This is a genomic window from Paenibacillus athensensis, from assembly GCF_004514475.2.
GTDB lineage: Bacteria > Bacillota > Bacilli > Paenibacillales > NBRC-103111 > Paenibacillus_AL > Paenibacillus_AL athensensis.
Window position 1 is genome coordinate 754,958 of the sequence record NZ_MYFO02000001.1, and the last position, 24,938, is coordinate 779,895.

Below are 24,938 nucleotides of genomic sequence, written 5' to 3' on the forward strand. Positions count from 1 at the left end.
GCCGGACGCCCCGCTCGCCTCATCAGATCAGCGGGGCCGGCGCAAGGATGATCAGGAGCCAAGCACCGTGCCGGGAGCCAGCGTCTTGCCGCGCGCCAGCTCGGCGGCGTCCATCGCCTTTTTGCCGGCAGGCTGCACGCTGGTCAGCCAAAGCGTGCCGTCGCCGGTCATCACCTCAATACCCGAGGCGCCGCCCTGCAGCACCGTGCCCGGACGTTTGGCGTCCTCCTGCCGTGACGCCGCGACGCCGGAAGATGTCCCTTGCGGCTTGGCGCAGGCCCAAATTTTGAACACTTCGCCATTCCATAACGTATATGCGCCCGGAAACGGATTTAAACCGCGCACCTGATTAAAAATCGTCAGCGCCGGCGCCGACCAATCGATCAGCTCATCCTCGCGCTTGATATTTGGCGAATACACCGCTTCCGCTTCATTTTGCGGCACCGCCTCCAGCCGACCGGCCAGCAAATCCGGCAGCGTCCGCTTGAGCAGACCGGCCCCGGCCTCGCTCAGCTTGACGAACATCGAGCCCGTCGTATCGTCGTCGCCAATCGGCACCTCGACCCTGCTCAGCATATCACCCGTATCCAGCCCTTCAGCCATATACATGATCGTGACACCCGTTACCGCTTCACCGCGCATCACCGCATAATGAATCGGCGCACCGCCCCGGTATTTGGGCAGGAGCGAGGCGTGAATATTGATGCAGCCGAGCTTGGGCAGCTCCAGCACCGATTTGGGCAAAATTTGCCCGTATGCCGCCGTGACGATCAGGTCGGGCGCAAGCTGCCGCAGCGCTTCGACCGCATCGGGGTGGCGCAGCTTCTCCGGCTGCAGCACGGGAATGCCGTGCCGCTCCGCTTCCAGCTTGACTGGCGGCGGTGTCAGCACGCGCTTGCGTCCCTTGGGCCGGTCGGGCTGCGTGACGACAGCCGCAACGTCGTAGCCTTCGACGAGCAACGCCTGCAGCGACGGGACGGCAAACTCCGGCGTACCCATAAAAACAATCTTCACGCTTCTTCTTCCTCTTCCGCTTCCTGAACGTCGTATACGCGCAAAGCGAGATCGGTATACAGCACACCGTTCAAATGATCGATTTCGTGCATGATGCAGCGGGCCAGCAGCTCGGTCCCTTCCACGAAAACCTCATTGCCGTTGCGGTCCTGCCCCTTCGCCTTTACGTACATCGGACGCGTCACGTCGCCCTGCAGGCCGGGAATGCTCAGGCATCCTTCCGGGCCGGTCTGCTCGCCGTTTTTCTCGACAACCTCCGGATTGACCAGCTCGATCAGCCCCAGCTCGTTGCCGACGTCCATCACAATCACCCTTTTCAGAATACCAATCTGCGGAGCGGCCAGACCAACGCCGTTTGCGTCGTACATCGTCTCGGCCATATCGTCCAGCAGCTTGTGGAGATTGGAGTTAAACTTGGTGACCGTAATCGCTTCCTCCCGCAGCACCGGGTCCGGGTCCTTTACGATAATGCGAATTGCCATGCTCGTGCACCTGCCTCTTGGTTTGTATATAAAAATGAACCGTTACATCAAATATTGCGGATCAACGTCCACGCTGATTTGCAGCTTTTCTTTCGCCGATTGCTCCTCGAACAGCGTCATGGCCTGGGCCACAAGCTCGGGAGCCGGAACGTCCCCCCGATATTTTACCACGCATTGGAACCGATATCTATCCTTGATTCGCGACAAGGGCGATGCGACAGGCCCCAGAACCGTCAACCCCTCCGGCATGTCCGCCATCCGGTTGCCGGCTCCCGCTCCTGCCCGCTGGCCGCCGGCTCCCGCACCCGCTCCGTGTCCGGTAGCTCTCTGGCCGTCGGCTTCCGTCATCGCCCGCGCCAGCTCCCGCAGTCGCAGCGCAAACGCCTCGGCCAAGCGAATGAGCATCGGCACCTGCTCATGGGAAAACGTGATCAGAATGAGCCGCTGAAACGGCGGATAGCCTTGCTGCGCGCGAATGGCCAGCTCCTGCACGGCAAAATCGCCATAATCGTGGCGGCTGGCGCACAACACGCTGTAATGCTCCGGCGTATACGTCTGCACGAATACTTCACCCGGCTTGTCGTGGCGGCCTGCGCGCCCGGCGACCTGCGTCAATAGCTGGAACGTCCGCTCTGCGGAGCGGAAATCGGGCAGATTCAGCACCGTATCGGCAGCAATGACTCCAACCAGCGTCACATCGGGAAAATCGAGCCCCTTGGCGACCATTTGCGTGCCCAGCAGCACATCCGCCTGCTTGTTGGCAAACATCGTCAGCCACTTTTCGTGCGAGCCTTTTTCCGTCGTCGTATCCACGTCCATTCGAATGACGCGGATGCCGGGAAACAGCCGGCTCAGCTCCTCCTCGACCCGCTGCGTCCCTGTGCCGAAATGACGGATATGCTCCGAAGCGCAGCTCGGGCATTCGTGAACCTCACGCTCGGCATACCCGCAGTAATGACAGCGCAGCATCCGCGTGCTTTGATGATAGGTCAGCGAAATGTCGCAATGCGGGCACGTTGCTACGAAGCCGCAGGTTCGGCACATGACAAAGGTCGCATAGCCCCGGCGATTCAGCAGTAAAACGGTCTGTTCCTTCTTGTGTAACCGTTCTTCAATCGCTTTATACAGCGGGCGGCTGAACATCGAGCGGTTGCCGCCCTTCAGCTCTTCGCGCATGTCCACAATGCGGACCGGCGGCAAAGGCCGGCCGGCCACGCGCTCGCGCATCGTCAACAGCCGGTACGGGGCTTCGCCCGGCTCCGGCGCGGTTCGCGTCCGCTGCAAGCTTTCCAGCGACGGCGTCGCCGAGCCGAGCACAACGGCCGCTGCATGATGCCGGGCGCGGCGTACCGCAATTTCCCGCGCATGATATTTAGGGCTTTCCTCCTGCTTGTAGGAGGATTCATGCTCTTCATCGATAATGATCAGGCCGATCCGCGTAAAAGGCGCAAAAATCGCCGAGCGCGCGCCGATGACGACCTTGACCATCCGCCGCATAATCTTGCGCCACTCGTCGTAGCGCTCGCCCTGCGACAGCCGACTGTGCAGCACGGCCACTTGATCGCCGAAACGGCCTTTAAACCGCTCGACCATCTGCGGCGTCAGGGAAATTTCCGGCACAAGCACGATCGCTTCGCGCCCTTGATCAAGCGCCTGCTGAATCGATTGCAGGTACACCTCGGTTTTACCGCTGCCCGTGACGCCGTGGAGCAGGAACACCTCATGCCGCTGCTCGGCAACGGCGCTTTGAATCGCAGCGAACACGCCCGTTTGCTCGGGGGTCAGCGGCAGCGCCGAGGTGCGGGCGAATGAACGCCCGGCATACGGATCGCGCAGCACCTCGGTTTCGCGCACCGCCAGCGCTCCGCTGGCCGCCAGGCTTTTGACCGTGCTGGCTCCGACCAGCGCGCGCTCCATCAGCTCGGTCAGCCGCACGGGAGCGGGATTGGCCAGCAAATACGCTAGCACTTCCTTTTGCTTGTGCGAACGGCCGGGCAGCGTTGCCAACACCTGCTCCATTCGCACAGGGTCTGCGGGGAACACCGTCAGCACTTTTTTGGCGCTCATCCGATCCTTGACCACCTGTACCTCGGTCAGCATACCGCCGGCGATCAGCTCCTTGACCAGCGAGCCCTCCTGCGGAAAACGCTCCATCAGCGCTTCGAACGGCACCGCTTCCCGGCTGCGGACAAAATCGATAATCGCCCCCTGCTCGCCGAGAATCAGCTCCTCCTGCCCGCTGCTGTTGTCTTGCTCGCTCCCCAATCCGATCATCCGCTCGTATTTCGCTTTAAGCGCGCCTGGCAGCATCGCCTGCAAAGCGCTGATTTCATGGCACAAATACGTCCGGCTGATCCAGCGGGCCAGCTCCACCAGCTCGGGCGTCAGCGGAGGGACCGGGTCCAGCACGCTTTGAATCGGCTTCACGCGCGCGCCGTCCAGCTCGCTCGTTTCGCTAACGCCGACGACAAAGCCCTGAAGCGTCCGGGGACCGAACGGCACGCCAACCCGGCAGCCGACCTCGACCCAGCGGCGCAGCTGAAGCGGCACCTTGTAATCAAAGGGGCGATTCGTTTGCTTGGACGGAATATCTACGATGACTTTGGCAAACATTACAGCTCCCCTTCTGGCTCCGCAGCGGCACCGACGGCCGCCATGCGGCTTGCTGCCAGCTCCAGCAGCCGGCGTGCCACTTCCTTTTTGCTTTGGATTGGCAGCGCCTCGACCATGCCGCTGCGGTCAAATATGCGCACAATGTTCGTATCGACGCCAAACCCGGCTCCAGCCTGCGAAACGTCGTTGGCCACCAGCAAATCGCAATTTTTGCGCTGAAGCTTGTCCATTGCATGTTGGTCGACGTCGTTCGTTTCCGCAGCAAAGCCGATGACGAACTGTCCGGTCTTGCATTCTCCGATTTCCTGCAAAATATCGGGATTTTTGACCAGCTCCAGCGTCATGGTTTCGCTTTGCTTTTTGAGCTTGCGCTCTGCCGCTGTCGCCGGCCGGTAGTCGGCCACGGCCGCTGCCTTGACGACCAGGTCGCTGTGCGGCAGCCGCTCCAGCACGGCTTCGCGCATGTCGAGCGCCGATTGCACCGGCACCAGCCGCACCCCCGGCGGGCAGGGCAGCGCGGTCGGCGCGGAAACCAGCGTCACGGTCGCGCCCATCCGCGCCGCTTCCTCGGCGATGGCATAGCCCATTTTTCCCGAGGAATCGTTGCTAATGTAGCGAACCGGATCGATCCGCTCGACTGTGCCGCCGGCTGTCACCAGCACGTGGCGTCCGGCCAGACAGCCCGCACCGGCAAAAAAGCGCTCGATCACTGCAGCGATCTCCTCCGGCTCGGCCAAACGTCCCTTGCCGACATACCCGCAGGCCAGCTGCCCTTCCCCCGGCTCGATGAAGTGCACACCGCGCCCGGCCAGCGTCTGCATATTGAGCTGAACGGCCGGATGGGCGTACATATGCACGTTCATCGCCGGAGCGACCCAGACGGGAGCTTCCGTGGCCAGCAGCGTCGTGCTCAGCATATCATCGGCCAGCCCCAGCGCCAGCTTGGCGATCATGTTGGCGGTAGCCGGAGCTACAACGATCAGGTCAGCGCTGTCGGCCAAATCGATATGCGACACGACCGCTGCGTCTCTTTCATCAAACGTATCTACAAATACCGGATTCCGCGAAAGCGTCTGGAACGTCAGCGGTGCAACGAATTGGACCGCCGATTCGGTCATGATGACGCGTACGTCGGCTCCGGCCTGCGTCAGCTTGCTTGTCAGCGCCGCAGCCTTGTAAGCGGCAATGCCGCCGCACACGCCGAGCACAATCGTTTTCCCCTGCAGCTTCCCCATGTTCATCCTCCTTCAAGCGTCTGGCTCCCGGCTGCGGCCATGTACCTGCATACGGATTCGGCCGGAAAAAAATAACAACCGCTAAGGGTTGTCAGTAAGGTTTATTTCACGATTTCCTGATACTGAATTTTCTCGTAGGAGATGTAGTCTCCGTAAAGCTCTTCCAGCGCTACGCCTACGTATTTGTGCGCTTTCGGCGCGCGCAGGTCGGATTTGGCTCCGTCGCGCAGCAGTCGCGCTCTTTTGGCTGCAGCAACCACCAGCGAATATTTGCTGTCGACTTTGTCGAGCAGCTTGTCGATTGAAGGATACAGCATGTTTAGTTCACCCCATCTATCCATTGTGTGATTTTCGGAAATACGCGTTCGCGGCGGCAGTGCTCGGCCGTGAGAATCGCCTGGATCTTGGCGCACGCTGTCTCTACGCGGTCGTTGACAATCGCATAGTCGTAATGCTCCATCAGCTTGATTTCATCGACGGCCACCGACATCCGGCTGCGAATGATTTCATCGGTTTCGGTGCCGCGCGTCACAATCCGGTTTTGCAGCTCGTCAAGCGACGGCGGCAGCAGGAAGATAAATACGCCTTCGGCGAATGACTGCTTCACCTTGAGCGCGCCCTGCACCTCAATTTCCAGGATGACGTCATGACCGGCGCGAAGCGTTTCTTCAACGAACCGGCGCGGCGTGCCGTAAAAATTACCGACGTATTCGGCCCACTCCAGCATTTCATCGGCTTCGATCAACTGCTGGAATTGTTCCCGTGATTTGAAAAAATAATTCACGCCTTCCACTTCGCCCTGGCGCGGACTGCGCGTCGTGGCGGAAACCGAGTACACGATATCGGGCGACATCTTGCGCAGCGCCGCGCAAACCGTCCCTTTCCCCACGCCGGAGGGTCCGGATAGCACGATCAGAATGCCTCGTTCGCGTTCCAAAGTGTTCGTATTACTCGTCATGATCATCGTCCTTGTTGGAGAGTCGATGCGCTACCGTCTCTGGCTGTACAGCCGACAAAATCACGTGGTCGCTGTCAGTGATAATGACGGCCCGGGTTCTGCGGCCATACGTGGCATCGATCAGCATGTGCCGGTCGCGTGCTTCCTGAATGATCCGCTTGATCGGCGCCGATTCAGGGCTCACGATTGAAATAATGCGGTTCGCTGATACGATGTTGCCGAACCCGATATTGATTAATTTGATAGCCATTCAACTTCCTCCTCGTGAAAAGGGCGCGCCGTCTCACTCGATATTCTGAATTTGTTCTCGCATCTTTTCCAGCTCGGCCTTCAGCTCGATCACTCGCGCTGTCAGCTCTGCGTGGTTCGACTTCGAGCCAATCGTATTCGCTTCGCGGTTCATTTCCTGAATGAGAAAATCAAGCTTGCGCCCGACCGGCTCCTCATCTGCGAGCAAGCCCGCTAACTGCGCGAAGTGGCTGGACAGCCGGGTCAGCTCTTCGTCCACGTTGGAGCGGTCGGCGAGCAGCGCCACTTCGGCTGCGAGCCGCTGAGGGTCCAGCGCGCCCGGCTCGCGCAGCAGCGACTGCACGCGCGCTTCCAGCCGGGCCGCCAGCTCGGTTACGACCTGCGGCGCAAGCTCTGCCAGCTCTCCGTGCAAGCGTTCCAGCGCAGCCAGCCGCTGGCGCAAATCGCCGGCCAGGTATTCGCCCTCGCGCCGTCGCATGGCCGATAAGCCATCCAGCGCGCCGGCCAGACATGACCCGAGCTCTTGGGCCAGCATCTCCTCGTCGGCGTCGGTCCGCTCTTCGCTTTGCACGATGAGATTCGGCAGCGCAAGCAGGTCCTGCAAACTTGGCGTCTGTCCGAAGCCGTAGCGCTCCCTGAGCTGCCCGGCCGCTTGCATGTAGCCCTCGGCAAGCGCCCAGTCAACGCTGACGCTCTTTGATGAAAGGATGTCGCGCTCCACGGTCACGAACACGTCCACCCGGCCGCGCTTCACCGTCTTCAACACGGCTTTGCGCAAACCGTCCTCCAGTCCGGCCCATTCGCGGGGCATTCTGAAGCTCACTTCGCTGTAGCGGTGATTGACCGACTTGATGTCGATAAACACCTTGTATCCGGCGAAGGAACGGCTTGCCTGTCCGAAGCCCGTCATGCTGCATAGCATCCTGATCACATCCGTTAGTCTATTTTAATTCATTTTGAAAGTGGGGACAAGTGGAAATCGCGGCGATTCGACTTTTCCCATACGTAGTTCGTCAAGGTCACGCTCATTTCATAGAACAAAAACGGCGTCATCAGATAGATGCCGTTAAAGCGGCGCATGGCTGCGTCCAGCAGCTCTCTGGCGATCTCTACGCCCATTGCCCGTCCCGCTGCCCCTTCCAGACCGGACATGCGCGCGCGCACTTCGTCGGAAAGCTGAATGCCCGGAACCTCATTGTGCAAATATTCGGCGTTGCGGCCACTCGCCAGCGGCATGATACCGATAAAGATCGGCACGTTCAGATGCCGGGTCGCTTCATAGATATTCTCGATCAGCTCCGGATCGTATACCGGCTGGGTCATGATGTAATCGGCCCCGGCTTCGATCTTGCGCTCCAGCCGCTTGACCGCTTTGTCCAGATGCTTGACGTTCGGATTGAACGCCGCGCCGACGACGAAATTCGCCTTGCGCTTGAGCGGCTTGCCGGAAAAGGCGATGCCCTCGTTAAGCTGCTTGATCATGCGGATGATCTCAAACGAGGTCAAATCGTATACCGAGCTCGCTCCCGGCAGGTCGCCGAACTTGGCGGGATCCCCGGTAACGGCCAGCACATGGTCGATGCCCAGCGCGTGAAGGCCCATAAGATGCGACTGCGTGCCGATCATGTTGCGATCACGGCAAGCGATATGAATGAGCGGGCGCGCCCCGAGCCGGTCCTGCACGAGATGGCCGAGCGCCAGATTGCTCATGCGCGTGACGGCAAGCGAATTATCGGCCATCGTGATTGCGTCGACGTGAGCGTCCTGCAACGCCTTCGAGCCGAGCATAAACTTCTCGATGTCGAGGTCCCGTGGCGGGTCCAGCTCGACGATCACGGTCGGACGCCGGCGCACGAGCTCGACGAGCGACGGCGTCCCCGCCGGCGGCGCCGCGTCGGCCGGCGCCGGTTCAGGCGCCCGCACGACGACGGGCGCAGCGGCTGCGGAGGCTGGCGCAACGGCTTGCGGGGCATCGCTGGCTGCGATCCCCGCCCCGCCTGCGCCCGCGCCGGCCTCCGGCGGCACATAGCCGCTGAGCGCTCGCGCGACAGCGGCGATATGCTCCGGCGTCGTGCCGCAGCAGCCGCCGATCAGGCGCGCGCCGATACCGGCGAGGCGCAGCGCGCTCTCGGCGAAGTATTCGGGCGTCGCCGCAAAGGTGATCTTCCCGTCCACGTAGTCGGGAAGACCGGCGTTCGGGAACGCCGAGAACGGCACGCCTGGCAGCGACAGCTTCTCCATCGTGCGTAAAATGCCGTTCGGACCGACCCGGCAGTTGAAGCCGATGACGTCGGCGCCAAGCCCTTGCAGCCGCTCGAACGCTTCCTGGAGCGGCACGCCGTCCTGCGTGCTGCCCGTGCCCTCGGTGGCGAACTGGCAAATGACCGGCAGGTCGCTCAGCCCGCGAATAATTCCCAGCGCCAGCTGCAGCTCCTCCAGATCGTAGAACGTCTCCAGCAGCAAGCCGTCGACGGGCGAGTCCAGCAAAATGCCGATTTGCTCGCGCAGCGATTTCTCGACCTCGGACGTGCGCACGTTTTTGCGCTTGCCTGCGCGGATCGAGCCGATCGCGCCGACGACGTAGGCGTCGCCGCCCACCGCTTTGCGGGCCAGCTCCACACCGGCGCGATTAATCGCCTCGACGTCGTTTTCGAGCCCGAATTTCGACAGCTTTTCACGATTGGCCGAAAAGGTATTCGTTTCAATAAGACGAGCACCGGCCTCATAATAACGGCGGTGCACGTCGGCAACCTGATCAGGCTGCAGCAAATTCAATTCCTCATATGAAATGCCGACGGGAAATCCCATCTGATATAAATAAGTCCCCATAGCGCCGTCGCCGGTAAGCACCTGACGCTGCAACGCCTCACGAAGATCCGGTTTCATCGTATAACTCCCCACCTTGAAAATTAGTACATCTACTTTAACACAAATCGGGAGCTACCACTATCGTACATCTATCAAACTTACTTATAAATTACAGCGTTCCTTTGAATACTTCCGTCGCAGGACCTGTCATGTAGACATGATTGTCGGCTTCGTTCCATTCAATATGCAGATCGCCGCCCTTGAGCGATACGGTTGCGGTGCGGTCGGTGAAGCCGTTCAGCACGGAAGCGACAACGGTTGCACAAGCGCCTGTGCCGCAAGCGAGCGTCGGTCCTGCGCCGCGCTCCCAAACGCGCATATCGGCATAGTCGCGGCTTTTCACGGTCACGAATTCCACGTTGATTTTGCGCGGGAACAGCGGATGCACCTCCAGCTTCGGCCCCCATACATTCAAATCGAAATTCACAGCGTCGTCCACGTAAATTACGCAATGCGGGTTGCCCATCGACACAGCCGTGAACTGGAACTGGCGTCCGTCCACTTCCACCGGATGGTTCAAAACCGGATTTTGATCAATCGTCGTCGGCACCTGCAGCCCGTTCAGCACCGGCTGCCCCATATCGACGCGCACCTTGACGGCTTTGCCGTTGTCGGTCGTAATTTGCACCTTTTGCGCGCCGGCGCCGATCGTTTCAATCGTAATTTCCTCTTTGTCGGTCATGCCGTGGTCGTACACGTATTTGGCTACGCAGCGGATCGCGTTGCCGCATTGCTCGGCTTCCGAGCCGTCGGAATTGATAATGCGCATCATAAAATCGGCTTTCTCCGAAGGCAGAATGTAGACCAGTCCGTCCGCGCCGATGCCGAAATAGCGGTGACACAGCTTGATCGCCAGCTCGTCGACGCCGGCCGGCAGCTCCTTTTCCCCAGCAAATACGATAAAGTCATTGCCCAAACCATGCATTTTTGTAAAGTTCATATGCGATCAGATCTCCTATTTTTTATACTTTTAGCCCCTATCATAACGTAAAATACGCGGAATGCCTAGAGCAACTTCCCATGAAACCGCCGGAACACCGGGAAGCCGGGAGTCGGGACACGTGAATGGGAATCGGGATTCGGGATTCTGGATGCCGGGGGAACTGGCGGGCAAATGCCGAACGGCAAAAAAAAGACCGCCGCCGGAACGCTGAGCAAGCGTCCGCAAACGACAGTCTTCTATATGACGCTTCAGCGCATGCTTGGACGCGCCTTGTAGGAAGCCTGACGCTTTGTGCGTTTCGGCGACAGTACGCTGCCAAGCCCCATCAGGAACGTTGGAATGCCCGCCGCAATCAGCGCAAGCACCCATTCCTTCCAGCCGAGCGGCACCGTCTTGAAAATCGGCTGCAACGGCTCAATGTACATGACTGCCAGCATCAAGGCGAGCGACGAAAGCACAGCCAGTACAAGATAGCGGTTCTGCAGCGGATTGCGGTGAAAAATCGAACGCGAGCTGCGGCAGTCGAACACGTGGATCAGCTGTGCCATGACCAGCGTGGTGAAGGCGACGCTTTGCGCCTTGAGCAGTTGGCCGGCGTCGTCCGGCGCCACGCGCAGCACGAGCCAGAACGCGCCGAGCGTGCAGATGCCGATCAGAATGCCCCGGCTGATGATTTTCCAGCCCAGACGGCGGGCGAAAATATTTTCCTTCGCCGAGCGCGGCTTCATTTGCATCAGATCTTTTTCCGCCTGATCGACCCCCAACGCCATCGCCGGCAAGCCGTCGGTGACCAGATTGACCCACAGGATCTGAATCGGCACCAGCGGCAGCGGCAGACCGGCCATCATCGCGATGAACATCGTCATGATTTCGCCGACGTTGGAGGCGAGCAAATAACGGATGAATTTGCGGATATTTTCATAAATGCCCCGGCCCTCTTCAATAGCAGCCACAATGGTGGAAAAATTGTCGTCGCTGAGCACGAGCGCCGACGCCTCCTTGGACACGTCCGTGCCGGTAATGCCCATGGCGATGCCGATGTCGGACGCCTTGATCGCCGGCGCGTCGTTCACCCCGTCGCCGGTCATCGCCACGACATGCCCCCGGCGCTGCAGCGATTTGACGATGCGCAGCTTGTGCTCCGGCGACACGCGGGCATAGACGCTCGTTTCTTCCACTTTGGCGTCAAGCTCCTCGTCGGAAAGCAGCGCCAGCTGCTGGCCGCTCAAGCTGCCGCCGCCGGCCTGCAGCATGCCCAGCTGCCGCGCGATCGCTTCGGCCGTCGTCAGGTGGTCGCCGGTGATCATCACCGTCTTGATTCCGGCCTTGCGGCATTTGGAGATCGCTTCGCGAACCTCCTTGCGCGGCGGATCGATCATGCCGGTCAAGCCGACGAACACCAGGCTGTGCTCGGCCTCGTCATGCTCGCGGCAAGCCTCGCTTGGCTTGAGCTCGCGGTACGCCAGTCCGAGCACGCGCAGCGCCGAGCGGGCCATGCCCTCGTTGGCGGCCATCACCTTGGCTTTGAGCGTCGCTGTGAACGGAATCGGCTTGCCGTCCCACAGCACGTAGCTGCAATGCTCCAGCAGCACGTCGGGAGCTCCCTTGGCGCAGACGAGTCGCCCGCCTTCGTGCTCGACGATCACCGACATCCGCTTGCGCTCGGAATCGAACGGAAACTCGGCGATGCGCGCAAACGAACCGGCCAGCGCCTCCTGCGTCATACCGCCCTTGGCGCCAAGCACCACCAGCGCGCCTTCTGTCGGGTCGCCCTTGATCGACCAGACGGCTTGTGCCTCGTCCTTGCTTTTCTTGCGCTTGGTCTCCATTTTCTCTTCATGCAGCGAAGCGTTGTTGCACAGGACCGATACCTGCAGCAGCCTGCTGACTATCGGGTGGCGGCGCGGATCGGTCGGCCGCCCGTCGAGCAGCAGCTCGCCTTGCGGCGTATAGCCGTCGCCGGATACCTCCAGCAAGTCGCCGCCGGCCCAAATATGCGTGACGGTCATTTTATTTTGCGTCAGCGTACCCGTTTTGTCCGAGCAGATGACCGATGCGCAGCCGAGCGTCTCCACCGAAGGCAGCTTGCGCACAATCGCCTTGCGTTTGATCATACGCTGCACGCCGAGCGCCAGCGCAATCGTGACGATGGCCGGCAGCCCTTCGGGAATCGCGGCAACGGCCAGGCTGACACCGGCGAGGAACATCGCGTAAGGCGGCTGCCCGTGCATGATACCGGCGACAACGACGAGAATGGTCAACGCAATCGCTACGATAATCAATACCTTGCCAAGCTGCTCCAGCCGATGCTGCAACGGTGTCTCCATCGATTCCGTATTCTGAATCAGATCGGCGATTTTGCCCATTTCCGTACTCATGCCGGTGCGTACCACAACAGCTCTGGCCGTGCCGCGGGCGACCATCGTGCCCATAAAGCCAAGATTGCGCTGATCGCCAAGCGGCACCTCGCCGTAGGCGAGCCCTTCAATCAGCTTGCCGACTGGCACCGATTCGCCGGTAAGCGCCGACTCCTCGACATACAAGCCGTTCGTTTCCAGAAAACGCACGTCTGCCGGCACGCGGTCTCCGCTCTCCAGCAGCACGATATCGCCAGGCACCAGGTCTCTGGCCGGAATTTGATGTACCGCCCCTTCCCTTACCACCCGCGCATTAGGCGCAGACAGCTCCTTGAGCGCCCGCAGCGAACGCTCGGCGCGAAACTCCTGCACGAAGCCCAGAATGCCGTTCATCACGATGATCGCGATAATCGTAATCGCATCGAGATATTCGCCCAGCAAGCCGGAAATCAGAGTCGCCCCCAATAACACCAGCACCATGAAATCCTTGAATTGATTCAAAAGCAATGTGATTGGCGATATGCGCTCGCCTTCTGCCAGCTCGTTGCGGCCGGCTTCCTCCTGACGCTGCAGCGCCGCGTCCCAGGGCAAGCCTGTCTGCGCGCTCACCTGCTGAGCCTGCAGCGCTTCCTCCGCCGTCATCTGGTACCATTCTTTCTGACTCATCCGCCCTTCTCCCTCCCGCTTTCCACGCGAATCTTGCCCTGCACACTCATCGTAAATGTATTCAGACAAGCCGGAAAATATCCCTGTAATCGTTTCTCCCCGGCAAAGCCGCTTAATTTTTGCCGGAAAATATGGCATGATAGAGGATAGCACTTTTCTACGTGAAATGGAGTTGAAAGCTATGGCCTTGGACGGACTGGTCCTCCGCGCTATCGTGCACGAGCTGCAAAGCTGTGCCGGCGCGCGTATCAATAAAATTCATCAACCAAGCGAACACGATATTGTGATGCAATTACGGGCTCAGGGCCGCAATGTGCGGCTGCTGCTGTCGGCCAACCCGACATACCCGCGGATGCATATGACCGAACAGGCTTTTATGAACCCGATGGAAGCGCCGATGTTCTGCATGCTGCTGCGCAAGCATTGCGAGGGCGGCATCCTGGAAGCTGTCGAGCAGGTCGGCATGGAGCGGATCGTCCGCTTGTCCGTGCGGCAACGCGACGAGCTTGGCGACATCAGCGTCAAGACGCTGGTGATGGAAATCATGGGCCGGCACAGCAATATCATCCTGACTGACCCGGCTACCCAAACGATCATTGACGGCATTCATCACGTCACACCGGCAATCAGCTCGTACCGGATCGTCATGCCCGGCAGCGCCTACACAGCGCCGCCCGAGCAGCACAAGCTGGACCCGCTTGCCGTCAACGAAGCCGACTTCGCAGCAGCGCTGGCCGCACAAGCGGAGCAGCCGCTCAAATCGGCGCTGGTCGGCGCGTTCAGCGGGCTGAGCCCGCTGATTGCTTCGGAAATCGCCTTCCGCAGCGGCCTGCCGGCTGATGCGGAAGCGAAGACGCATGCCAACGCGGTATGGCCGGCGTTTGCCGGCTTGATGGACGACGCGCGCGCACACCGTTACACGCCGGTTATCGTTGAAGCCGACAGCAGCGGCAAAACGTCGTTTTCCGTGACCGCGCTTACCCATCTGGGCGGCACCTTGCGCAGCTTCGCTTCGCCTTCCGCTTGTCTTGAAGCGTTTTACGGCGATAAAGCCGAGCGGGATACCGTCAAGCAACGCGTCGCGGACTTGCTGCGTTTTTTGCAAAACGAAAAAAACAAAAATGAAAAAAAACTCAACAAGCTGCAGGAAACGCTTGACGAGTCCAAGGACGCCGACAAGGTGCGCATTCTGGGCGAGCTGCTGACCGCTTCGCTGCACACGGTGCAAAAAGGCGATAAAGAGCTGGAAACCGTCGATTATTACGACGAAAATTTGCCGCTGATCCGCATTCCGCTCGATCCGCTGCTTTCTCCGTCAGACAACGCGCAGCGGTATTTTAAAAAGTATACCAAAATGAAAAACAGCGCCGTCGTCGTTGAAGAGCAAATGACTCAAACGCATGCGGAAATCGCTTATTTAAGCACGCTTTTGCAGCAGCTAGGCTCCGCAACGCTCCTCGATATCGAAGAAATTCGCGACGAATTGATGGAACAGGGCTACATTCGCGACCGGCAAAAGAAGCAGCGCAAAAAGAAAAAGCTGACCAAGCCATCGCTTGCCTGCTATACGTCCAGTGAAGGCGTGCCGATCTACGTCGGCAAAAACAATACGCAAAATGAATATTTGACCAATCGACTGGCGGCTGCATCCGACACCTGGCTGCATACGAAGGATATTCCCGGCTCGCACGTGGTCATCCGCGGCGACAGCTTTTCCGAACAAACGCTGCTGGAGGCGGCACAGTTGGCCGCTTATTTCAGTCAGGCCAAGGAATCGAGCCAGGTTCCGGTCGACTACACGCTCATCCGTCATGTGCACAAGCCAAGCGGCGCTAAGCCGGGCTTCGTCATTTATGTCAATCAGAAAACGCTGTTCGTCACTCCCGAGGAGCAGCAGATCAAGCAGATGCCCGTGACGGTCAAATAAACCGCGATATCAGCCAGACGCTACCATCGCCCACGCAAACAAAGCGTCTTCAAGGCTGCTTTAATCAGCCAGAAGCCGCTTCATCTTGGCAATCGCCGCCTGCGCCGTGCCGCTTAGCAAATACACAAAACGCGTGCCGGGCATAATGCTGTCATCGACAATCGCGCTGCCGCCAATGAACACTTTGGTGTGCAGCCCGAGCTGCTCGATCCCCTTATCCAGCTCGCGGTAAAATCCCGCGGACTCTTCCAGCCCTTCCCTTGACGAGCTGCTGAAAGCAAACGCCAACGGGCGCTGCTGCTCCAGACATTCAAAAATCCCCTTCTCCGAAGGAGAAGTCCCCAAATATGCGATTTGAAAGCCCGCTTGCAGCGCAAAATAGCCGAGAAACAAAATGCCCAGCTCATGACGCTCGCCCGGCGAGCAGGCTGTAACCAACAGCGGACTGCCGCTTTGGGCCATATAGACGTTCTTCATCGACAACAGCCGTTCCCGCACAAAATGACTGCCGAAATGCTCCTGGTATTCGGAAATTTCGCCCCGCTCCCAGCGCTCGCCCAACTCGATCAGCGCAGGCTCCAGCACCTGCATCAGCACGAAATTGGTATGATGCAGCGCCAGCAGCTGATCCAGAAATTGCTGCGCGCCCGGCTGATCAAGCCGCAGGAAAAATTCAATCAACATATTGCTGTAGGCCTTCATCCCCGGCGGCTGCTTCGGCAGCGGCTGCCACTGCGCGGCCGGCTCGTCGGCGGGTACTTCGGTCCGCTTGTGCTCCTTCGCGGCAATACCGATCGGCACGCCTTCGTCTACCTTTGTTTTCAGCCAAATTAGCGTCTCGATATCCGGCTTCGTATAGCCGCGGTAACCGTTCGAGAAGCGGGTCGGCGTCACCGCCTCGTAACGTTCCTCCCACTTACGTATCAACTGTGTGCTCAACCCTGTGCGCTGAGCCACTTCCCTGATTGTATAAAGCCTTGTCATCTTTGTGAGACCCCCGAAGCACCATTCATGCTTCCATTATAAGCCATTCACAAAGCTTATACAACGAAACTCTCATGGAAAAACCTTACACAACCTATAGAAGCATGCCAATATCCGCGCCAATGGACAGCCCGGTTCACCTGCAAAGGCTTTATGCGAAGCCGCCCGCCCTGCCAAGCTTACGCACGTAAGCGGGCTGCAAGCGGGCTGCAAGCGGGCTGCAAGCGGGCTGCAAGCGGGCTGCAAGTACGCCAAAAAAGCGCCTGCCCCGCAAGGGTCAAGCGCTTTTTTGGCGTACTCGTGATGCTGTCGGCATTGAGAGCGGACTGCTACCGCTCCCATTTGCGAACGAGATCGGTCAAATAAGCTTTTACATGCTCCTGCAAATCCTCCCGCTCGAGCGCGATTTCGATGGTAGCTTCAATGTATCCGAATTTATCGCCAACATCGTAGCGTTTGGCTTTCATCAAATATGCAGCCATTTGCTGAATTTCGTTCAGCTTGCGCAACGCGTCGGTCAACTGAATCTCTCCGCCGCGTCCCGGCTCCTGCCGCTCCAAAATGCCGAAAATTTCCGGCATAATGATATAACGGCCGATGACGGCAAGGTTCGAAGGCGCTTGCGACCGTTCCGGCTTTTCCACCAGATCCTGAATCATCCGGTAGCCCTCGTGAGCTTCTGCCGGAGATACGATACCGTACTTGTCCACGTCTTCCCAATCGACTTCTTGCACGGCAATGACCGAGGTGTTCGTCTGTTCGTACAAATCGATCATCTGCTTGAGCCCGGGCGGCGTGGATTGCAGGATGTCGTCGCCGAGCAGAACGGCAAACGGCTCGTCCCCGATAAACTTGCGCGCGCACAATATCGCATGTCCGAGCCCCAGCGGCTGCTTCTGACGAATGTAGTGGACATCGGCCAGATTGGATACCGACTGCACAATGTTCAGCAGCTTGTGACTGCCTTTTTCCTCCAGCATCGTTTCCAGCTCCGCCGATTTGTCGAAATGGTCCTCAATCGCCCGCTTGTTGCGGCCGGTCACGATAATGATGTCTTCAATACCGGATTGAATCGCTTCTTCTACAATATATTGAATGGCAGGTTTATCGACAATTGGCAGCATTTCCTTTGGCTGCGCTTTCGTTGCAGGCAAAAACCGCGTGCCCAATCCGGCTGCGGGAATAATCGCTTTGCGAATTTTTTTCATATTATAAGTTCGACCCCTTCCTTTGTCGTAAAGACGCCAGCACGTCCAGCGTTACTTGACGGGAGCCAAGCGGAGCATGGAACACAACGCCCCCTCGCTCTCCATGAAAATCCGAGCCCGCCGTCGCCACCAAATTGTAGCGCTCGGCAAGCTGCGCATATTTCTGTTCATCCTCGGAAGTATGATCGGCATGAAAAACCTCGATGCCGTCGACGCCGCCCTCCAGAATCGACTCGACCAACGAATCGTCGTCGTACAATCCCGGATGGGCAAGCACCGCAACGCCGCCCGCTTCGCGAATCCAGGCAATCGCCGTTGCCGGGGCAATGCGCGGCGGATTGACGTATGCAGCCGCACCGCTGGCCAAATAGCGGTCGAACGCCTCCTGAATTGAAGCGACGTACCCCTTGCGCAGCAGCACAGCGGCAATATGCGGCCGGCCCACGGTATCGCCGCGGCGTTTGTCGCCTGCGGCTTCCTTGAGCACCTCGTTCATCGTCACGGCCACGCCCAGTTGCTGCAGACGGGCCAGAATCAGTTCATTGCGCTGATCGCGCGTTTCGCGCAGCGACGCCAGCCGGCTCAAAAATAGCGGCTGCTCGATATCGACATAATAACCCAGAACATGGATGTCCTGATTGTCGGCTACCGTACTGATTTCCACGCCCGGCACGACCTCGATGCCGAGCCGTGTTCCTTCAGCCAGCGCTTCGGCTACGCCTGATACCGTATCGTGATCGGTAATGGCTACAGCCCCAAGTCCAGCCTCCCAAGCAAGCCGAACGTTCGCGGCCGGCGGCATCGTTCCGTCAGAGGCCGTCGTGTGCGTGTGCAAATCCGCTGCGCTTCGTATGGACATCAACACATCCCCTTTCTCTCTCGTCTACCTACCGATGGTTCACGCACCTCAATCGATGCGCTCTCCTCGGTAAATTCTACAACCAACGGCTCAAGTCCTCCTCCCGCAAAAAAGTCATAAAGCTGACCGCGGAAATCGGCAGCAGCGTCGAATTCAAATAAATCGCGTAAAAGCTGCGCTCGAACCTGACGTTTTCCAACGTTTTTACCTTGAACAGCCCTAACGTCACCTCATGCTTGACCGATGACTGCGAAAGGATGGAAATGCCGAGCCCCGCTTCGACCGCGGATTTAATCGCTCCCGTACTGCCCAACTCCATGACGATCTTCATCCCGCTATAGTCAATCCCTTGGCGGGCCAGCTCCTCTTCCATCACCCGTCGCGTTCCGGAGCCCATCTCCCGCAGCACGAACGGGTATTCCAGCGCGTCTTCAAAGGTCACCGCCTCCAGCTCGGCGAGCGGGTGCCCGGCAGGCACGATCAGCTTGAGCTCATCGCTGAGAATCGGCTCGGTATGCATGTCCGGATGGCTGATCGGCGCCTCCACCAGTCCAAAATTGAGCTGATGGTGCAGCACCTCGTCCAAAATTTGCGTCGTATTCATCACCTTCATGGACACCGAAATCTTCGGATACGCCTTGCTAAAGGGACCGAGCAGACGCGGTAAAATATATTCGCCCATCGTCAGACTCGCGCCAAGCTGCAGCCGTCCTTCGATCATAGTCGTAAATTTGGACATCGCCACGTCGGTTTCGCGAATCAGCTCAATGCTGCGGCGGGCGAACGGCAGCAGCGCGCGGCCGGCCTCAGACAGCTCGATGCGCTTGGTGCTGCGGTGAAACAGCTTGACGCTCAAATAATCCTCTAACGCCTGCACCTGCATGGTCACGGCCGGTTGAGTCATATGCAAAGCCTGCGCGGCATGCGAGAAGCTGCCTTTTTCAGCGACTGTGAAGAAAATATGCAATTGATGAAAGTTCAGTGCCATTCAGTCATCGCCTCTCTTTGTTTCCATTATAGGAGAATCCGGCCGCAAAAAGAAAGAGCACGCAGGCCCGAACCTGCATGCTCTATACTGCGAAATCTTGAATTTACTTGCGTTTTCGGCTGTTTTTGATCAAAGTCATGCGCCGCGAGTGACGCAGCCACGAGTAATACGTTTTCAGATCGCGCAGCTCAATCGTCTCCGACATGCGACCGAGAAACGTCACGATGATCATTTTATGCAGCGGATTGCCGGCAATGTCGGTTTCGTGCTCCAAACGGGTAAATTCAGCAACGACGACCAGATCGTCGTCAACCAGATAGACGTCCTGTTCGTTTTTATAGTAGGGAGCGATTTTGCCGTTTTTCAGCTTGCTCCACAGAAAAGCGCAGATTTCTTCGAAACTGGCTTTCTGACCGGAAACGCGATCGGTCCAACGGAGACGCGCGTGATTGGTGATCACGATATCTGCGATTTTGTTCTCTCCCAGCTGCACAAAAAAAGGCTCGTAGGTGCTCCATCTTCCCATTACCTTGTCTTTCATGATCCACAACCCCTCTCCTTTTAAAATTGGGCCGGATTGCCTATTGCACACCGGTTAGTCAGCTTTATTTTACTCTGTTTATTCCTTGATCGCTATGGTCAAATTTATGAATTTATTAATCATTATTCACGAATTTCTGAAAATATGCACAGTTTCAAAAATTCGCGCAAAAGAAAAAGCTTCTATACGAAGCTTTTCGGAAGTCTGGCCTCATAGCGTGTAAAATCGCGTTTTGTCTGGTATATTACTACTGTACTCCGTCTTGATTTCGTTGCGGTACGAGCGCTCGATTTTTTTGACATAAGGCAGCCGTTGGATGCTTTTCATCGTTTCGTCCAGCTTGCTTGTGTGCACGTACAAAACGGCATAATTCATTTTTTTGGATATATAGTGAAGAGAACCATAGCGGTCCAAATTTTTGGCCGCTTTGGTGTCATTGACCCAGATGATCAATCCGCTGCGCTCGACAAACATGCTCTCAACCTCTTTCACAAAATGCATAATGGGGGAATTCGGATGCTCACACAACCACGCGAAATTGTGGTGCGCGTTTGCCGCGGGCCGCTGACCGAAAGCGTACATCGCGGCCATATGGCCGTAATCGGCGCCGACGGACGGCTGGTTGCCGAAGCCGGAGACGCGCGGCTCGTTACCTTCGCACGCTCGGCTGCCAAGCCGCTGCAGGCGCTGCCTGTGATTGAAGCCGGCGCAGCCGATGCGTACGGCTTCACGGCCGCCGAGCTGGCCTTGCTCTCGTCCTCGCACAGCGGCGAAGCCGAGCACGTCGAAGCGGCTGCCGCGCTGCTGGGTAAGCTCGGCCTGTCGGCTGCGCAGCTGCAGTGCGGCGTGCACGAGCCGTTCGACGCAGCGGCTGCACATCGACTGCGCGAGCTGGGCGAGCTGCCGACAAGCTTGCACAATAACTGCTCAGGCAAGCATGCCGGTATGCTCGCGCTCGCTCTGCAGCTTGGCGCGCCCACGGCAGGCTACATGGATGCCGCACATCCTGTGCAGCTGCTGATGCGCAGCGCCGTCGCGGCGATGTGCGGCTTGTCCGAAGCCGCGCTGCACATCGGCGTGGACGGCTGCGGCGTCCCGGTCTTCGGCATGGCGCTCGACCGGCTGGCTTACGCCTATGCCCGGCTCGGCACGCCCGAAGACCTGCCCGCCGAACGCGCCGCTGCCTGCGCCCGCGTCGTCGCCGCGCTGCGGACCCATCCGCGGCTGCTTGCCGGCAGCGGCCGCTTTGATACGCGGCTGATTGAAGCGACAAACGGCCGCCTGATCGGCAAGATGGGCGCTGAAGGCGTCTTTGCCGTTTGCATGCCCGGGCAAGGGCTCGGCATGGCGCTTAAAATCGCCGACGGCCAGCAGCGCGCTTTATACCCGGCCGTATCCGAAGCGCTGCGTCAGCTCGGCTGGCTGCAACCCGGCGAGCTGCTCAAGCTGGCGGAATTTCATGAGCCCGTGCAGCGCAACTGGCAAGGAACCAAGGTCGGCCGCATCCTCCCGGAGGTCCGGCTCTAGCCGCAGCCGCAGCTGCCGCCCGACCCGCAGCCCTTGCCGGTGTTGGGCAGCGGATTGTTGCTCGGCACCTTGATCGAATCGGAAACGGCATGAGCAATTGTAGCGGACACTGTATACAACAAGTCATCCAGCTTCCGCTCTGCCTCTTTAAAACGGCTCACCGCTTCGACCTGCTCCAGCCGATCCTGCGCTGCTTGTACCGCGTCCAGCGCCTCGTGGTAATTCGGATGATAATGACCGAACCGTTCGCATTCGGCAAAGCGCTCTTTGGCCTTGGCAAACTCCCGTTGCAGCAAGCTTACCTCTTCGCTGCTCTCGACAATCGCCTTCCAATATAAATAATCCGCCACTTCGGCAGAGGAATTAATCATATCTCCCATATCGTAGGCGTGCAGCAAGACCGCCGACATGTCCAACGTATCCATTTCCGCCATACTTACACTCATAAACGAACAACCCTCCTTCTCAATAGCCCGGATTCACGCACAACACGCGTCCAAACCGGATTATCCCTATCATATCACAGTTTGCGCCGACTTTCTTCTTTTTCTTCGCTTATGCAGCGTTTTCCAGCCCGTCGAGCACGGAGCTTTTCCCACCGCCCGCAGGGCGGGATGCGCTACTCCCCGCCGTCTCCTTCTCCATCGCCTTCGGCGTCATTCACCGCAGCCTGCGCAGGCGCCGTGCCTGCGGCTGCAGTGGCGGCTGCGGCTTCGCCAGCGTCCTCTCCCTTGGCGTCCTCCCCCTTGGCGTCCGCTTGTCCTTGCGCGGCCTGCATCTGCTTTATAAGCGACATCGTCAAGAGAATGGTCATCTGATCAAACTCAGCGCTATCGCCTTCCACATCGGCTTCAGCACCGTCCGCTTCCTCGTCGGTTCTTGCCGCCGCCGCAGGCACGGCTGCAGCCGTTGCGCCCGAGCTTGAGCCCGAACCGGAGCCTGGCCCCGCACCGGCTCCGGCCGCGGCTCCGGTGGCTGCGGCCGACGCGGCAACAGGCGCGTCCGCTTCGCTGGCAGCGATCTCTTGCTCAAGATCGTCTGTATCCGTTACCTTTTTCACATCGATGATCCGATACAACTGATTCCACAGCTTGGAGAAATACGGAATCAGCCCCATGTCCTCAGCTTTCTTGATCGCGCGTCCGTCTTCCTCTACCGGCTCCAGCGTCCGCAGTTCCAGAACGGCTTGCTTGTATTCATCGTGGCCTTTTTCATCGGCAACCGTTCGCGCCCCCATCGAGCTGGCCGCGTTCGTTACGTCGCCGCGTGACATCAAATCCTTGCGTTGCTTGCTTTGAGTCACCTTCTCAAATTCCGTTGTATATACCGTGGCTACTTCCGCCATCAGCAGCTTTAGCTTTGCGCCGTCTCCCTTGGCCAAGTCCTTGGCTAACGCCTCGGCATCCGCCCGACTCGGCAAATCATTCTTGCCCAGCGCAACGACCGCCGGAGTAGAAGCTGCCGAGAGCTTGGTTTTGTCGACCTTATCAAGCTTCAGCCGCTGACCTAGCGAAATAGCCAAATCGCCAGCGATATCAGCTTTATCATTGTCATTTAACACAAAAGCTTGCGGCCTGCTGATCGAATCCAGCCAATGGCCGTAAGTAGGTCCCTTCCCCCCGTCAAATCCACGCAGGAATACCGGCTTTGCGCCTTCAGCCGCCTTTTCGGCCACGGCCCATTGCTTGAACAATTCCTGCTCAGCCGGCGATAACTGCCCGTACATGGAATGAAAATCGGTTCTCGCCATCAACGGAAAAGCCGATTTGGGATACGACTTGCCGTCGAACAGCTGCCCCTGCCGGAAGTAAGTTGTTACCAGAGAAGCAAGGCCCTTGGCTTCGCCCGATAATTTGTCAACCTTCTTGAGCGTTTTGCCCACTTCCTCAGCTTCGAGGACGTTCAGCGCCAAGGTGTTGAGCGTGGTATTTTTCGACAAGGCGGCAATCAGTGCCGGGAGCTGATCGAGACCAACGCCGGCGGTTAACTGCGGCTGGAACGACATCAAGCGTGGTCGATCCTGCACCCTGCGCAGCATCGGCTTGAGCTTGGCGCCTGCTTCAAGTCGCTCGACCTTTACTTCTCCGTCCTTTACTTCGCTTTCAAACTTTTCGACGGCCTGCTCCAGCGGCGCATTTTGCGCGCCCGCCCTCGTCACGTGATTGACAGCCGCCATCATCCGCTGCGCCATTTCAATATCTTGCATAAAAGCGCTTTTTTCGCTTTTGGGCGGGGTCACGAATTCCAGCACGCTTGTGCTGATCTTTTTCGCAGCGCCTGCCTTCGCATCCGGCTCTTCATAATCCCCGAAATCCGTTTCCACCGAAAAAAATGGCTCGCCCGCTTCGGATTTGCCATCTGTACGGGATACATGGACCAGCTGAGTTTGATAATCATAATTGGCATTTCTGGCGTCGCGCACGGGCATATCCGTTTGCATTTCTACGCCTGCCATACGCCGGATGACGGAACTGCTTGCGCCCGCCGTCAGCATCGCCGCCACGGAACGATTGCCGACGGAACGCTGGAGCTGCATGATTTGTGAATAGGACAACGCAGATGAAGAGGTAAGCTCGGACTCGGATGACGGTATAGCCTCCGGAGCTGACGAGACCGTATGACGGTCCCCGGAAGCGGATTTGGATTGAAGCGGACGCTGGCGAGCCATGTGGATCACTCCTGACGGTCGTGTTTCTTTCTTAAATATCATTTCCACATTATGGGCAAAATTCCTTCATGCGGCCAGCTGTCGCACGTTCGCGCGCCGACTATCGCCAATTCCCCCGCTCCCCGCCGCGCAGCTCAGCCAACGGCCGCCAAAGCCCCGTCCAGCTTTCAGGCAAATCGCCTGCTTCATCCAGATAAACCGCTGTCAGCTGCCGACCGATTTGGGGCACCTCGCCTACGATGAGCACTTCGCGAATTTCTGCCGCCTTAACCGGAACCAGACTGTTGAGCTCATGCCGAAACCGGCGCAGCGGCAGGAACATGGCCGGGCTTTTGCGATATCCGCAGAGGTGGGGAAAACGCGGAGCGCTGCCCGAATCGTATTTGCTCAGCCTGACCGCATCGGGCTGCCGCGTCAGCAAGCTATAGGCGTCAAACTCCAGAACAGCGAACCGCTCGCCGGGCTCGCGTTTTTCGTAGGTGTTCAGCATGCTGCGGCAATCCCGGCGAGTCGGCCAAAAAAATACGTGCGCATCCAGTGTTGCCCGGAACTGCTCCTGTGTCGTGGCGGGATCGAGCATACCGTCCGGTATCCGCAGATGGGCATTCAATACAACCTCATAGCCGGAGGCGCGTACAGCCGCTGCGCGGGCGCGACGCTCTCCGATGCCGTCCGGGCACAGCCGGCTACTGCTGAGAAGCCGATCCAGTGCGGCTACAGCCGGCACATTCACCAGTCTTGTAAAATGATAAAGCGACTTGCGGGAACGGCCGCTAACCGCCCATACCGCTTCCTGCATAACGCCCTCCCCAGGTTATAGTTAACAAACGACAGCTTACCTGTTGGCGAGT

The 24,938-nt window shown here is 58.6% G+C and carries 22 protein-coding genes; 2 read left to right on the top strand and 20 right to left on the bottom strand.

Annotated elements, in window-relative coordinates; genetic code table 11:
* Nucleotides 1–51: 51 nt before the first annotated feature.
* The 11 genes from fmt to B5M42_RS03515 all read right to left on the bottom strand — a co-directional run bounded on the left by fmt (nt 52) and on the right by B5M42_RS03515 (nt 13,385).
* Entirely contained in the window at nt 52–1,014 is a 963-nt protein-coding gene (fmt, locus tag B5M42_RS03465) for a methionyl-tRNA formyltransferase (protein WP_230632598.1), read from the bottom strand.
* On the bottom strand, nt 1,011–1,496 hold the full coding sequence (gene def, locus B5M42_RS03470) for a peptide deformylase (RefSeq protein WP_134754855.1): 486 nt from the start codon (nt 1,494–1,496) through the stop codon (nt 1,011–1,013). The genes fmt and def overlap by 4 nt, the downstream gene beginning before the upstream one ends.
* 42 nt (nt 1,497–1,538) lie before the next feature.
* Nucleotides 1,539–4,109 carry a primosomal protein N' gene (gene priA, locus B5M42_RS03475; protein ID WP_134754853.1) on the bottom strand — a complete coding sequence of 857 codons (2,571 nt, stop codon included), beginning with the start codon at nt 4,107–4,109 and terminating at the stop codon, nt 1,539–1,541.
* A complete protein-coding gene (gene coaBC / locus B5M42_RS03480) occupies nt 4,109–5,350 on the bottom strand; it encodes a bifunctional phosphopantothenoylcysteine decarboxylase/phosphopantothenate--cysteine ligase CoaBC (RefSeq protein WP_407946105.1) in 1,242 nt (413 codons plus the stop codon). The genes priA and coaBC overlap by 1 nt, the downstream gene beginning before the upstream one ends.
* A gap of 95 nt (nt 5,351–5,445) precedes the next feature.
* Nucleotides 5,446–5,661, bottom strand: coding sequence for a DNA-directed RNA polymerase subunit omega (rpoZ, locus tag B5M42_RS03485; RefSeq protein WP_134754849.1), 216 nt, complete (start codon nt 5,659–5,661; stop codon nt 5,446–5,448).
* A 2-nt stretch (nt 5,662–5,663) separates the two neighbouring features.
* Entirely contained in the window at nt 5,664–6,302 is a 639-nt protein-coding gene (gene gmk / locus B5M42_RS03490; protein ID WP_134754847.1) for a guanylate kinase, read from the bottom strand.
* A complete protein-coding gene (remA, locus tag B5M42_RS03495; protein WP_009672664.1) occupies nt 6,292–6,552 on the bottom strand; it encodes an extracellular matrix/biofilm regulator RemA in 261 nt (86 codons plus the stop codon). Before remA ends, gmk begins: the two co-directional genes overlap by 11 nt.
* Before the next feature lie 33 nt (nt 6,553–6,585).
* Complete coding sequence (locus B5M42_RS03500; protein ID WP_134754845.1) at nt 6,586–7,473, bottom strand: YicC/YloC family endoribonuclease; 888 nt, start codon at nt 7,471–7,473, stop codon at nt 6,586–6,588.
* Nucleotides 7,474–7,502: 29 nt separating this feature from the next.
* Nucleotides 7,503–9,437: a bifunctional homocysteine S-methyltransferase/methylenetetrahydrofolate reductase gene (locus B5M42_RS03505; RefSeq protein WP_230632600.1), complete on the bottom strand. Its 1,935-nt coding sequence runs from the start codon at nt 9,435–9,437 to the stop codon at nt 7,503–7,505.
* 91 nt (nt 9,438–9,528) lie between these two features.
* Nucleotides 9,529–10,359 carry a diaminopimelate epimerase gene (dapF, locus tag B5M42_RS03510; RefSeq protein WP_134756245.1) on the bottom strand — a complete coding sequence of 277 codons (831 nt, stop codon included), beginning with the start codon at nt 10,357–10,359 and terminating at the stop codon, nt 9,529–9,531.
* Between the two features lie 251 nt (nt 10,360–10,610).
* The gene (locus B5M42_RS03515; RefSeq protein ID WP_134756247.1) at nt 10,611–13,385 is read right to left on the bottom strand and encodes a calcium-translocating P-type ATPase, SERCA-type; all 2,775 of its coding nucleotides are present in this window, start codon (nt 13,383–13,385) and stop codon (nt 10,611–10,613) included.
* A gap of 181 nt (nt 13,386–13,566) precedes the next feature.
* Here B5M42_RS03515 and B5M42_RS03520 point away from each other — a divergent pair, with 181 nt between their 5' ends.
* A complete protein-coding gene (locus tag B5M42_RS03520; protein WP_134756249.1) occupies nt 13,567–15,312 on the top strand; it encodes an Rqc2 family fibronectin-binding protein in 1,746 nt (581 codons plus the stop codon).
* A 60-nt stretch (nt 15,313–15,372) separates the two neighbouring features.
* Here the strand turns inward: B5M42_RS03520 and B5M42_RS03525 are convergent, their stop codons facing one another.
* The 6 genes from B5M42_RS03525 to B5M42_RS03550 all read right to left on the bottom strand — a co-directional run bounded on the left by B5M42_RS03525 (nt 15,373) and on the right by B5M42_RS03550 (nt 20,366).
* Nucleotides 15,373–16,239 (bottom strand): MerR family transcriptional regulator, encoded by an 867-nt coding sequence (locus tag B5M42_RS03525; protein ID WP_230632602.1) that lies wholly within the window; start codon nt 16,237–16,239, stop codon nt 15,373–15,375.
* Between the two features lie 386 nt (nt 16,240–16,625).
* Nucleotides 16,626–17,504: a UTP--glucose-1-phosphate uridylyltransferase GalU gene (gene galU, locus B5M42_RS03530; RefSeq protein WP_134756253.1), complete on the bottom strand. Its 879-nt coding sequence runs from the start codon at nt 17,502–17,504 to the stop codon at nt 16,626–16,628.
* A 1-nt stretch (nt 17,505) separates the two neighbouring features.
* Entirely contained in the window at nt 17,506–18,363 is an 858-nt protein-coding gene (locus B5M42_RS03535; protein ID WP_209280775.1) for a PHP domain-containing protein, read from the bottom strand.
* 76 nt (nt 18,364–18,439) lie between these two features.
* Nucleotides 18,440–19,351 (bottom strand): selenium metabolism-associated LysR family transcriptional regulator, encoded by a 912-nt coding sequence (locus B5M42_RS03540; protein ID WP_134756255.1) that lies wholly within the window; start codon nt 19,349–19,351, stop codon nt 18,440–18,442.
* 103 nt (nt 19,352–19,454) lie between these two features.
* Nucleotides 19,455–19,892, bottom strand: a complete 438-nt coding sequence (locus B5M42_RS03545; protein WP_134756257.1) for a hypothetical protein — start codon at nt 19,890–19,892, stop codon at nt 19,455–19,457.
* A 210-nt stretch (nt 19,893–20,102) separates the two neighbouring features.
* Nucleotides 20,103–20,366: a YlbG family protein gene (locus B5M42_RS03550; RefSeq protein WP_134756258.1), complete on the bottom strand. Its 264-nt coding sequence runs from the start codon at nt 20,364–20,366 to the stop codon at nt 20,103–20,105.
* Between the two features lie 42 nt (nt 20,367–20,408).
* Here B5M42_RS03550 and B5M42_RS03555 point away from each other — a divergent pair, with 42 nt between their 5' ends.
* A complete protein-coding gene (locus B5M42_RS03555; protein ID WP_134756260.1) occupies nt 20,409–21,419 on the top strand; it encodes an asparaginase in 1,011 nt (336 codons plus the stop codon).
* Here B5M42_RS03555 and B5M42_RS03560 read toward each other — a convergent pair.
* The 3 genes from B5M42_RS03560 to B5M42_RS03570 form a co-directional block, all read right to left on the bottom strand.
* Nucleotides 21,416–21,865, bottom strand: coding sequence for a YlbF family regulator (locus tag B5M42_RS03560; protein ID WP_134756262.1), 450 nt, complete (start codon nt 21,863–21,865; stop codon nt 21,416–21,418). The two genes, B5M42_RS03555 and B5M42_RS03560, sit on opposite strands and share 4 nt — an antisense overlap.
* A gap of 173 nt (nt 21,866–22,038) precedes the next feature.
* Entirely contained in the window at nt 22,039–24,087 is a 2,049-nt protein-coding gene (locus tag B5M42_RS03565; protein ID WP_134756264.1) for a hypothetical protein, read from the bottom strand.
* 100 nt (nt 24,088–24,187) lie between these two features.
* Entirely contained in the window at nt 24,188–24,886 is a 699-nt protein-coding gene (locus B5M42_RS03570) for a DUF7002 family protein (protein WP_134756266.1), read from the bottom strand.
* Nucleotides 24,887–24,938 lie beyond the last annotated feature (52 nt).